This is a genomic window from Paracoccus sp. (in: a-proteobacteria) (assembly GCF_030538695.1).
Classification (GTDB): domain Bacteria; phylum Pseudomonadota; class Alphaproteobacteria; order Rhodobacterales; family Rhodobacteraceae; genus Paracoccus.
The window spans coordinates 1-11,553 of the sequence record NZ_JAUNTN010000041.1; the positions used below are offsets into that span (position 1 = coordinate 1).

Below are 11,553 nucleotides of genomic sequence, written 5' to 3' on the forward strand. Positions count from 1 at the left end.
ATTAACCCTTTGTTAAGATAACAGTCCTTCTGCGGCAGTCTTTGCGGTATAATCACCAGCAAAGGGCGCATCCTGCGCCTGCAAGGTGATCGTGATGTATGTCTTGGCCGGTATTCTTGCTGTTCTGACTCTGGGGCTGTTCGGTGATTTCGGTGCATCCTCGGATGATGAGGCCGATGATCTGTTGCCCGAGGCTGACCCTCAGCCCGAACCCGAGGTTCCGGCTGAACCGCCGCATGAGCCGATGCCGGAACCGCTGCCCGAGGGGGTGCATCTGTCCGGCACCTCTGCCGATGACGGGCTGATCGGCGGTGATGGTGATGATACGCTGGATGGCGGTAATGGCGGCGACCAACTGATCGGGCGCGGTGGGAATGACCTGCTGATCGGCGGTGATGGCGACGACTGGCTGAGCGGCGATGACCCCGATGCGCCGGGGGGCGAGGATACCCTGCTGGGTGGTGCAGGGGATGATTTTCTGGCTGGTTATAGCGGCAATGACCTGCTGGATGGCGGTGCCGGGAATGATACGCTGCTGGGGGGTGAGGGCGACGACTGGCTGATCGCCGGGCCGGGGGCGGATAATCTTGACGGCGGGGCAGGGGATGACACGCTGGAGGCCGGGCCAGATGGGGCCAGCGTGCTGGTTGGCGGTGCCGGCAATGACCTGCTGGTCGGCCATGACTCGGATGAAACCGTCTGGCTGCTGGGCGGCGAAGGTGATGACACGCTGATCGGTGGTGCAGGGGATATGCTCAGCGGTGAAGGTGGCAATGACCTGTTCCTGATCCGCCCCGGCAGCGAAGGTTATGGGGTGATTACTGACTATCACCCCGACCATGACCGGATCGAGCTGCACCTGCCCGACAGCGCCCGTGATGCGGTGGTGGGCATCGACCGACTGGCGGATGGTTCTGCCATGGTTCTGGTGGATGGCCTGCCGGTGGTGCATGTGCTGCATGGTGGCCGTCTGACGGATGACGCGGTTCTGGTGCTGCGCCCGGAATAAGCCTTTTCTTTCAGGGCAAAACCCTTTATGGGCGCATATCCGCTGCTTTGATCGGTGGCGGATACCTCCATGGGCCTGTGCTGGACGACATCCCGGCCTGTGCCATAACCCTTTGTATTTCTGAAAGGAGATCCCGATGTCGATTACCGTCGAAGAAAAGAATCGGCTGATGAAAGAATACGCGACCAAGCCGGGCGACACTGGCTCGCCGGAAGTTCAGGTTGCGATCCTGACCTCGCGTATTTCGACCCTGACCGAGCATTTCAAAACCCATAAGAAAGATAACCACAGCCGCCGTGGCCTGCTGAAGCTGGTCGCGCAGCGCCGCAAGCTGCTGGACTATCTGAAGGGTAAAGAAGAAGCCCGCTACACCGCGCTGATCGGTCGTCTGGGCATCCGCCGCTGATTTCAGGGCACTGAATTGAAACACCCGCAACTGCTGTTGCGGGTGTTTTTTGAGGGGCTATATATAAATACTCGCAACAACAGATGCAGTGAGATAGATATACTTCTTTACTTCTTTTCCGCATTTTGAAGTGCTCGCTATCAGGACACATTTCTATCAAGTTCTGCACGCTACACTCGGCTCGCAGCCAACACTGAGTGCCCAAGTGTTGCCACTAGACTGCAATTTTTGAATGACTACACTAACCGAGCATATCTACCATATGTCATGTCGCTATCATGAACAAGGCTGCTTGGGACGGTCGGCCCGAGGATCTGTAACAGATCGCCGAGGAGGCGATGATCGTTGGCTGCGACGTCGCGCGCGAACTCACCGCGTAGGATGAGGTTTGCATCTTCGAAGAAATCGGTAGTCAGATTGAGATTCTGGAACTTTCGTCCAAGGGTGCGTGCCGCATTCATCGAAAGATCGCAGCCCATCTATGACGAATTTTGGTCGCGTATCTCCCCGGAGCTGATGGATTGCGTCATCGCTGCGGCGAACGGTCGAGGGGGCAACGATGGGGTGCAGGAAACTTATTTGTTACCATAGAGATGGCCAAAATGACGCTATTTTAAGTGATTCGTGGTGACCTGCCGACAATCTTGTTGATGACGGAGCCACTGATCCTGTTAACCTATGTGCCGACGATTAGCTTACTGATTCCTGAGATGCTGTTTGGAAACTGAAACCCTGTCTATAAGTACCGGATGTCACGACTATCTTTTAAGGTCGTAGCATTAACTTATTATATGTTGGACACGGCCTATAAAAAGCCGGGCTGCAATCTGTAAAGTGCTGGTTTGCAGTCTTCCTGAATGAAGGGTGTGGAATGTTTGGTTTTCGTGACATCGAGATTATCCGGGCCGTCTGGCGCTATGGCGGCTTTCGTGCGGCGTCCGAGGCGACGGGGCTGGCGCAATCCGCAATCTCGCGTCGGGTGCGCCACCTTGAAGACCGCATGAAAATCACGATTTTCGAGCGTGACGGGCGCGGTGTCCGCTTGACGGCAGCGGGGCGGCGGCTGTGCGACGAGGCGGACCTGCTGGTCACACAGCGCGATCGTATCCTGAAGGAACTGACACAAGGAGTCATGGCCGGGGTTGTGCGGCTGGGTGTGGTCGAGACCATCACCCACACGCTGCTGGCGCGGATGCTGACGGATCTGCGCAATCGTCATCCGCTGCTGCGTTTCGATATTTCGGTGGATACATCAGAGCAGCTTGCGGGTGAGCTGATGCGCGATGAGCTGGATGTGGTGATCCTGATGCGGGATATGGCACCGCGTGGCACGCATCTGACGCCGCTGCCGCCAGTGACGCTGGGCTGGTTTGTCTCGCCCCGGCATTTCGATCTGCCCCATCCCGCCGGGATAGACGATTTGGCGGCGCTGCCGATTGTATCCTTCCCCAAGGCGACGATTCCCTATCGCCGCGTGGTGCAGCTTTTGTCCCCCGCGCGGCGGCAGGCGGCGACGGCCGTGCATGGGTCGGCCTCATTGGCGACGATGCTGCATCTGGTCGGGCAGGGTTTCGGGATCGGGACGATTCCGCATGATATTGTCCGCTCATGGCCCCATGCCGGGCTGGAGGAAATCTCCGTCATGCCAGACGCCCGCCTGCCGGATCTGGAGTTTGTCGTTTGCTATTTGCCTGAACGGAATAACGAAATCGGGCGCGAGGTGACGACGGCGGCACTGAACCTGATCAAAGAATGATCTTAAAATTAGATCAATACTGCAAATAAATGAACTATTGATCTGCTCATTTCTCCCTATCAGACTGGCTTCAAAGTGAGGGGGACGCGTTGCAGCAGGCTGTTCATCTATCTGATCCACGGGAGTTACGGGCAGCTATCCGCCGGGGGGATTTCACCGGCCCGACGGCGGGTTTTGGTGGCGATGCGCTACAGGCGAATATGGTGATCCTGCCCGCTGCGGATGCCACGGATTTTCTGCGTTTTTGCCAGATGAACCCGCGCCCCTGTCCGCTGCTGGCGGTTGGGGCACCGGGTGATCTGTCCTTGCCAAGTCTGGGCCATGATATTGACCTGTGCCATGACGTGCCGCGCTATCGGCTGTGGCGGGATGGGCGGCTGATGGATGAGCCGGTGGATATTGCGGCGCTGTGGCGCGATGATTTGGTGTCCTTTGCGCTGGGCTGTTCGTTCAGCTTTGAGGATGCGCTGGCGCGTGCAGGCGTGCCGCTGCGCCATCAGGCGGCGGGACGGAATGTGGCGATGTATCGCACCAACATTCAGACTCGCGCAGTGGGGCGGTTTTCGGGACCTTTGGTCGTCAGTATGCGCCCGATGCCTGCTGCTGATGCCATCGAGGCGGCGATCATCTGCAATGGCCTGCCGCTGGCGCATGGGGCGCCGGTGCATCTGGGAGACCCGGCGCAGATCGGCATCCCGGATTTGATGCGGCCCGATTACGGTGATGCGCCCGACATTCACCCCGGCGATGTGCCGGTGTTCTGGGCTTGTGGGGTGACACCGCAAGCCGCGCTGGAGGCGGCGCGCCTGCCTTTCGCCATCACCCATGCGCCGGGGCATATGCTGGTGACGGATATTCCGGCGGCGCGCGCCGGGCGTATCCTGACCGGCCCCGGTCAGACCCTATAACAAACCAACAGGAGAGTACGATGAAACACAGCATGATCGCATTGACCGCAGGCGCCTTTCTGGCCGCCCCGGCATTGGCAGAAGACTTCGCCGTCGTTGGAAGCTGGAGCAACCTGCCCCTGTATCAACAGTTTGAAACCCCGTTCTGGACCGAAAAGCTGTCTGAGCTGACCGGAGGGGAGATGACCGCGCAGCTGACCAGCTTTGACCAGATGGGCATTGCCGGGGCTGATGTATTCCGCATGTTGGGCGATGGCGTGTTCGACATCGGTTCGACCGTGGCCGATTACACCGTGGGCGATGCGCCGGAACTCGAAGGGCTGGATGTGCCGCTGATCGCCAATTCCGCCGACGAGGCCAAGGCGATGGTTGCCGCCGCCCGCCCGATGGTTGCCGATATTATGCGCGACCGCTTTAACGCGGAATTGCTGGCGATTGCGCCTTATCCGCCGCAGGTGGTGTTTTGCCGCGGTAATGTGGCGTCGCTGGCCGATCTGAAGGGCAAGAAAGTGCGCGGTTCGGGCCGCATGACCACCAAATTCCTTGAGGCACTGGGCGCCGAAGGGATCAATATTGCCTTTTCCGAGGTGCCCGGATCGCTGGAACGCGGCGTGATCGACTGCGCGGTGACGGGGGCCGGTTCGGGCTATTCCGCCGGTTGGTGGGAGGTGTCCGATCGCCTGCTGACCTTGCCGCTGGGTGGCTGGGATCCGGTTGTGGTGGCGATGAATGCCGATCGCTTCGATGGTCTGAGCGCCGGGCAACAGGCACAGCTGGTCTCGGCGGTGGTCGAAGGGCTGGAGGCCCCGGCATGGGCAGCATCTGAGGGCGGGTTGCAGGGTGATCTGGCCTGCCTGACCGGCAACGGGGAATGTGCGCGTGGTAAGGCTGCCTCCATGACGCTGGTCGAGGCCAGCGACACTGATCTGGCCACCGCGCGAGACATCCTGTCAACCGAGGTTCTGCCCGACTGGGCGCGGCGTGCGGGTGACGACTGGGCGGCGCGCTGGAATGAAACGGTTGGTCAGACGGTCGGTCTGAGCATCGGCCAATAACGAAAGACCGCTGCCATGATGACAAAATTGCACGCCCTGTTGCGGCGGGTGAACCGCTATGTCGCGCTGATCCTTGGGCTGGTTTTGATTGCCACGGTTCTGTTTATCCTGACCGATGTGATGCTGCGGGCCATGGGTCGGGGGTCGCTGGGCGGTTCGGATGAAATCTCGGGCTATGTCGTGGCGGCGGTTGCCAGCTGGGGGCTGTCCTTTGCGCTGTTGGAGCGTGCCCATGTCCGTATCGACTTTATCCGGCAGAAACTGGCGCAGGGCGGTCAGATCGCCATGGATATTTTTGCGCTGATCGTGACCAATGCGGTTATCGTGCTGATCGCCGTTCACTGCTGGCCGGTTCTGGAAAAGACGCTGGCACGCGGGGCAAAGGCCAATACGCCCCTAGAAACGCCCCTTTGGATCCCGCAAGGCATTTGGTTTTCGGGCTGGGTCTGGTTCGCGGTGACCGCCACGCTGCTGACGCTGATTGCGCTGTCTTATATGCTGACGGGGCAGCGCGCGGGTTTTGACGCAGCCGCCGGCATCGGATCGGAGGTCGAACAATGATCTGGTCTGTTGGTATCGCCCTTCTGGGGCTGATGGCGCTGTCGATCCCGGTGGGGATTGTGATGTTCCTGCTGGGCATTGGCGTGGCCGAGTTCTACTCCTCGTTTCCGCTGCTGCGGGGGCTGGGGCAGATGGTCTGGTCATCCTCGGCTTCCTCGACGCTGATCGCGATTCCGCTGTTTGTGCTGCTGGGCGAGGTACTGGTCCGGGGCGGTGTGGCCGAACGCACCTATGCTGTACTGGACAAATGGCTGTCATGGCTGCCCGGCGGGCTGATCCATGCCAATATCGCCACGGCCACGATGTTTTCGGCCACCTCCGGTTCGTCGGTGGCGACGGCTGCCACCGTGGCCACGGTGGCCATGCCGCAGGCGGAACGGCTGAATTACGACCCAAGGTTGTTTTCCGGCGCAATCGCCGCGGGCGGGACGCTGGGCATTATGATCCCGCCTTCTATCAACCTGATCGTTTACGGGTTTCTGACCGAAACCTCGATTCCGCAACTGTTTCTGGCCGGTCTGATCCCCGGTCTGGTGATGGCGGCGGCCTTTGTCGTGGTGACTGTGCTGCTGTGCATGGCGCGTCCGGGCCTTGGCGGTCCGTCGCGTGGCTTTGGTTGGGCGGATCGGCTGCGCAGTCTAGTGCAATTGCTGCCGATCCTGTTTCTGTTTGCGGTGGTGATCGGCTCGATCTATGCGGGCTGGGCGACGCCCACTGAATCCGCAGCGATCGGTGTGGCCATGGCGGTGCTGATTGCGATGTTCAGCGGCGGGCTGAGCCTTGCCGCCGTATCCGAGGCCCTGCAAGGCACGATCCGCATTTCCGCGATGATTATGTTGGTCATTGTCGGGGCCTATTTCCTGAACTTTGCGATGACTTCTGCCGGGCTTGGCCGTCAGTTGTCGGCGCTGATCCAAGGGTCGGGGCTGACACCCTTTGGCACGCTGCTGCTGGTGATTGCGCTCTATATCGTGCTGGGCTTTTTCATCGAAACCCTGTCGCTGATGGTCGCCACGATCCCCATTGTCGTGCCGATCATGGCGGGGCTGGGCTATGATAAGGTGTGGTTCGGCATCTTGCTGATCGTCCTGATCGAGATGGCGCTGATTACCCCGCCCGTCGGCTTGAACCTGTTTGTTGTGCAGGGCGCGCGTCGTCGCGGCCCGATTAGCGATGTGATCGTAGGGGTGATCCCCTATGTGCTGGTGATGGTCGCCATGATTGTGGCGCTGATCGCGCTGCCCGGTTTGGCGCTGTGGTTGCCCGCGGCTTTCTGAAAGGACTGAATATGCAATTTACTGTTAATGGCGCGCCACTGATGTTGGATCCTGCGCATCTTGTCATCGCGGGCTGGACGGGCCGGGACAGTGCCGCCATCGCCCATCATATCGAGGAGCTGGCAGCGCTTGGCGTCAAGCCACCCTCGGCCACGCCGCTGTTTTATCGCGTCTCGGCGGCGCTGCTGACCCATGACGGGCGGATCGAGGTCGTGGGCAATGGCTCATCCGGCGAGGTCGAGCCGCTGATCGTGCAGATCGGCGCACGGCGCTATCTGGGTATGGGGTCCGATCATACCGACCGCGTGTTGGAGGCTCATTCTGTCGCCCTGTCCAAACAGGTCTGCGCCAAACCCTGCGCTGCAGAGCTGTGGCCCTGGGAGGAAATCAGCGACCGGCTGGAGGAAATCCAGTTGGAAAGCTGGATCTATGAGGGCGGCGATTGGATCGCCTATCAATCCGGCACGTTGGCTTCCATTCGGCCCCTCGCCGATCTGATCGCGGGCGGCGGACTGGAGGATCTGGCGCAGGATGGCCCGGTGCTGATGATGTGCGGCACCTTTGGCGCTAAGGGCGGGGTGCGGCCGGCCACGCGGTTTCGGATGCGCATGAGCGATCCGGCAACCGGGCGGCAGATCAGCCATGAATATGAAACCACCGTTCTGCCGGAAATCGCATGACCCGCTTACTTGATAAGGTCGAGGCCGCCATTGCCCGGGTCGAGGCGCTGCCCGCGGACACCCGCCGCGCGATTTTCACCGCTTTTTCACCCGAACGTATCCGGGCCGAGGCCGCCCGGTTGCAAGCCCGCCATGATAGTGGCGAGGATATGGCGCTGTTTGGCACGCTGATTTCGATCAAGGATCTGTTTGACGAGGCGGGGCAGGTGACGAGTGCCGGCTCGCGCCTGCTGGCTGATCGCGCAGCGGCCCGTGATGATGCGGTCGCGGTGGCGCGTTTACGTCAGGCGGGTGCGCTGATGTTCGGGCGCAGCACGATGTCCGAATTCGCCTATTCTGGCGTTGGCCTGAATCCGCATTATGGCACGCCCTCCAGTGCTTTGGTGCCGGGGGTGATGCCGGGTGGCTCTACCTCGGGCGGGGCGGTTGCGGTGGCACTGGGGCTGGTGGATGCGGCGATTGGCACGGATACTGGCGGCTCGCTGCGTATTCCGGCGGCGGCAAACGGACTATGGGGGATGAAGCCCAGTCAGGGGCTGATCGACGCCACGGGCGTGCATCCGCTGGCCCCGACCTATGACACCCCCGGCCCGATGGCCCGCGATCCGGGCCTGCTGCGGGCGATTTTGGCGATCATGGCTGCGCAGCCGCTCTTGGCCGAGGCCCCCCGGCACCTGCGCCTTGCCGTGCCGGAAGGTGCGTTTACCAATGATCTGACCCCCGAGGTTGCCGCGCTGTTTGATGCTGAAAAGACCCGGATTGAGGCACAGGGGCATGAGCTGGTCCCGGTCGATTTCGGTTGGCTGGGTGCAAGAATCGGGCTGAACCGGATCATCGTCGCGGTTGAGGCGCATCGGATCTACGCGGGTGATCTGGACCGTCTGGCCCAGATCGGTGATCCGCGCGTTCTGGCCCGCATCCGCTTTGCCGAAACCCTGACGCAGGCGCAGATCGACGATGCCTATGCCGCCCGCGCCGAAATCACCCGGCGGTTTGATGCCGCGATGGAGGGGTTCGATGCGCTGCTGACCCCCACGCTGATGATGCTGCCCCCAACGATTGCCGAGGTTGAGGCCGATTTCGACCGGCTTAACGCCGCCATGCTGCGCAACACCTCGCTGGCCAATCTGGCCGATGGCTGTGCGCTGGCAATGCCCACGCCGGGACTGGCCCCGGCATGGTCCATGACGATGCTGGTCGGGCGCAAGGGACAAGATGCGGGGTTGCTTGCGGTTGCCGGGCGGATTTGCGCTGTGTTTTGAGGTGACTGGTGGTGGATACAGGGTGCAGCCATATGGAGCGGATTTTGCGTATGGTGACCGTAGCTTGACCAGAGAGCGCTTCCGTGGGTCGGAGAACCCTACCCGCCGAACAGTTTGCGGGTGCCGCGCACGACCAGCGCGGGGTAGTGTGCGGGCAGCAGTCGGGCGATAAGTTCCAACCTTTTGGCGCGACCGCTCAGGACAATCCGGTTGCGGCCACGCGCGACACCGTCAAGGATCAGCCGGGCGGCGGTGTCGGGCTGCATTTGCAACAATTGCTGGTCATAAACCTTCAGCCGCGCCTTGGCGGCCGCATCATCTGCCACCCCCCGCGCGATGATCTGCGTGGCGATCCCGCCGGGCAGAACCAGCGTGACCTGAACCGGATGGCGGTCCAGCAGCATTTCGGCCTGAAGCGCCTCGGTAAAGCCGCGGACGGCGAATTTGCTGGTGGAATAGGCCGTCAGCAAGGGCTGCACCATCACCCCGTTCAGGCTGGAGATATTCACCAGACAACCGGCACTGCTGGCGATCAGATGTGGCAGAAACGCCCGGCTGCAATGGACCACGCCGCCAAGATTCACCGCCATGATCCGGTCGAAAGCCTGCGGTGGCGTGTCCAGAAACGAGCGGTCAAAGCTGCCGATCCCGGCATTGTTGTAAAGCTGATGCACGCTGCCGAAATGCGTCAGAACGGCATCCGCAAAGCCCTGAACGGCGGCGCTGTCGGTTACGTCCAGCGCCGTCGCCATGACTTCGGCACCGGCGGCCTGAGCCAGTGCGGCGGTTCCCTGCACGGCCTCGCCGTTGATGTCACAGATCGCCAGCCGCGCCCCACGCGCTGCGAGATCCAGCGCCAAGGCCCGGCCAAGCCCGCCGCCTGCGCCGGTCACAACGGCGGTGCGGTTGTAATAAATCGTCACGATACCCCCCTTTCCAGACGCAATTCCGGTGTAATCGCAGGGCCAGCCCGCATCAGGCGCGCGTCGCGGTGGTAATCCTGCCCCATCTCCCAAGGGAAAGCGTCGCCTTGCTTGGGCAGGCTGTCCATTGCCCGGCGCACATAGCCTGCGCCAAAGTCCAGCAGCGGGCGCAGGGCCATGCCTCCGGCGGGCCGCTGTGCGGTGCAGATGGTCGCACCCTGCGCATCCATTTCCGCCAGCAGGCGGCAGAAATATTCGCAGATCAGCCCGACCTTGAGCGTCCATGACGCATTGGTATAGCCGATGCACAGCGCCAGATTGGGGATGCCATCCAGCATCATACCCCGGAAAATGACCCGCTCGGACCAGTCAACCTTTTGTCCGTCAATGGAATATGCCGCGCCACCCGCCAGTTTCAGGTTCAGCCCGGTGGCCGTCACAATGATGTCGGCGGGAATGTCCTGACCGTCCTGCATCTGGATGCCCGAAGGCGTCAGGCGCGCGATCTGGCCGGTCACAATCCCGGCGCGACCGTCAGCCAGTGCCTTGAACATATCCCCATCCGGCACCACGCACAGCCGTTGATCCCACGGGTCATAGGGCGGGTTGAAATGCAGATCGACCGGGTAATCCCTTGGCAAAGAACGGATATTCACCCAGCGGATCAGCCGCCGCATGGTTTGCGGGAAGCGTTGGCACAGGTGCCAGAACAGATGCCGTTCGAAATGGGTTTTGCGGCGCATCAGTCGGTGCAAGCGCATTGGTGACAGGAACGGGCGCAGCCATCGGGCCAGCCGGTCCTCGGACGGTTGCGGCATGATATAGGTGGGGCTGCGCTGGACCTGCACCACATGCGCGGCCTTTTCCGCCAGCGCAGGCAGCAGCGTGACCGCCGTCGCCCCCGAGCCGATCACCGCCACCCGTTTGCCGCTGTAATCCAGCCCCTCGGGCCAGTGCTGCGGGTGGATAATCTGCCCGGCGAAATCTGCTTCGCCCGGGAAATCAGGCTGATAGCCCTGATCGTAGTCATAATAGCCGGTGGCCGAAAAGATCCACCGCGCCTGCCAGATTTCCTGCGCCGCGCCCGCCTGCACCGTCACCCGCCACAGCCCCCGTTCTGACGACCAGTCACAGGCCAGCACCTTGCGGCCAAAGCTGATCTGATCGCGGATTGCATAGTCATCGGCGGTGGCGGCGATATAGGCCTTGATCTCTGGTCCCTCAGCAATCGCCTTGCGGCTGTTCCATGGGCGGAAATCATAGGCAAAGCTGTAAAGGTCCGAATCCGAGCGGATGCCGGGATAGCGGAACAGATCCCATGTGCCGCCCACATCCGTGCGCATCTCAAGAATATGCCAGCTTTTATGCGGCAAATGCTGGCGCAGATAGGCCGCGCAGCCGATGCCGGACATGCCCGCACCAAGGATCAGAATATCGAAAATCCGGCCCGTCTCTGGCTGTTCCATCGCCATGGCAAGCTCCTCTCTCCCCCTTTCGACTATGGGCCGCGCGGGATGGTCTGAGAAGCGGGAATATCGGTTCTGACGTGGCGTCGTGCGGGCAACAAAAAAGGGCCGGTTTCCCGGCCCTTTTCTTTGTTTCTGCTGGCTTACATGACCAGCGGCTTGTCGTTGCGGGCATGACGCACCGCCAGTTTGCGTGCCATCCGGCCCGAGGTCAGCATACGCGCCGCAGGGCGTTCGGCGCCGTCGCGCA

General features: G+C 61.5%; 11 protein-coding genes. 9 read left to right on the forward strand and 2 right to left on the reverse strand.

Going from position 1 to position 11,553, the window contains the following annotated elements; translation table 11 throughout:
* Positions 1 to 94: 94 nt before the first annotated feature.
* The 9 genes from Q4G24_RS15985 (at position 95) to Q4G24_RS16025 (ending at position 8,914) form a co-directional block, all read left to right on the forward strand.
* Positions 95 to 1,009 (forward strand): calcium-binding protein, encoded by a 915-nt coding sequence (locus Q4G24_RS15985; protein ID WP_303367535.1) that lies wholly within the window; start codon positions 95 to 97, stop codon positions 1,007 to 1,009.
* A gap of 136 nt (positions 1,010 to 1,145) precedes the next feature.
* Complete coding sequence (gene rpsO, locus Q4G24_RS15990; RefSeq protein WP_303367536.1) at positions 1,146 to 1,415, forward strand: 30S ribosomal protein S15; 270 nt, start codon at positions 1,146 to 1,148, stop codon at positions 1,413 to 1,415.
* A gap of 871 nt (positions 1,416 to 2,286) precedes the next feature.
* Positions 2,287 to 3,171, forward strand: coding sequence for a LysR family transcriptional regulator (locus tag Q4G24_RS15995; protein ID WP_303367537.1), 885 nt, complete (start codon positions 2,287 to 2,289; stop codon positions 3,169 to 3,171).
* Between the two features lie 89 nt (positions 3,172 to 3,260).
* Complete coding sequence (locus Q4G24_RS16000; RefSeq protein WP_303367538.1) at positions 3,261 to 4,079, forward strand: putative hydro-lyase; 819 nt, start codon at positions 3,261 to 3,263, stop codon at positions 4,077 to 4,079.
* A gap of 20 nt (positions 4,080 to 4,099) precedes the next feature.
* Positions 4,100 to 5,134, forward strand: coding sequence for a TRAP transporter substrate-binding protein (locus tag Q4G24_RS16005; protein ID WP_303367539.1), 1,035 nt, complete (start codon positions 4,100 to 4,102; stop codon positions 5,132 to 5,134).
* Between the two features lie 15 nt (positions 5,135 to 5,149).
* Entirely contained in the window at positions 5,150 to 5,695 is a 546-nt protein-coding gene (locus Q4G24_RS16010) for a TRAP transporter small permease subunit (RefSeq protein WP_303367540.1), read from the forward strand.
* On the forward strand, positions 5,692 to 6,972 hold the full coding sequence (locus tag Q4G24_RS16015) for a TRAP transporter large permease (RefSeq protein ID WP_303367541.1): 1,281 nt from the start codon (positions 5,692 to 5,694) through the stop codon (positions 6,970 to 6,972). The genes Q4G24_RS16010 and Q4G24_RS16015 overlap by 4 nt, the downstream gene beginning before the upstream one ends.
* A gap of 11 nt (positions 6,973 to 6,983) precedes the next feature.
* Positions 6,984 to 7,652 (forward strand): DUF2848 domain-containing protein, encoded by a 669-nt coding sequence (locus Q4G24_RS16020; protein ID WP_303367542.1) that lies wholly within the window; start codon positions 6,984 to 6,986, stop codon positions 7,650 to 7,652.
* Positions 7,649 to 8,914, forward strand: coding sequence for an amidase (locus Q4G24_RS16025; protein ID WP_303367543.1), 1,266 nt, complete (start codon positions 7,649 to 7,651; stop codon positions 8,912 to 8,914). Before Q4G24_RS16020 ends, Q4G24_RS16025 begins: the two co-directional genes overlap by 4 nt.
* 98 nt (positions 8,915 to 9,012) lie before the next feature.
* On the opposite strand, the gene Q4G24_RS16030 is transcribed toward Q4G24_RS16025, so the two are convergent.
* The gene (locus Q4G24_RS16030) at positions 9,013 to 9,837 is read right to left on the reverse strand and encodes an SDR family oxidoreductase (RefSeq protein ID WP_303367544.1); all 825 of its coding nucleotides are present in this window, start codon (positions 9,835 to 9,837) and stop codon (positions 9,013 to 9,015) included.
* Complete coding sequence (locus Q4G24_RS16035; protein WP_303367545.1) at positions 9,834 to 11,309, reverse strand: NAD(P)/FAD-dependent oxidoreductase; 1,476 nt, start codon at positions 11,307 to 11,309, stop codon at positions 9,834 to 9,836. Before Q4G24_RS16035 ends, Q4G24_RS16030 begins: the two co-directional genes overlap by 4 nt.
* Between the last annotated feature and the right edge of the window lie 244 nt (positions 11,310 to 11,553).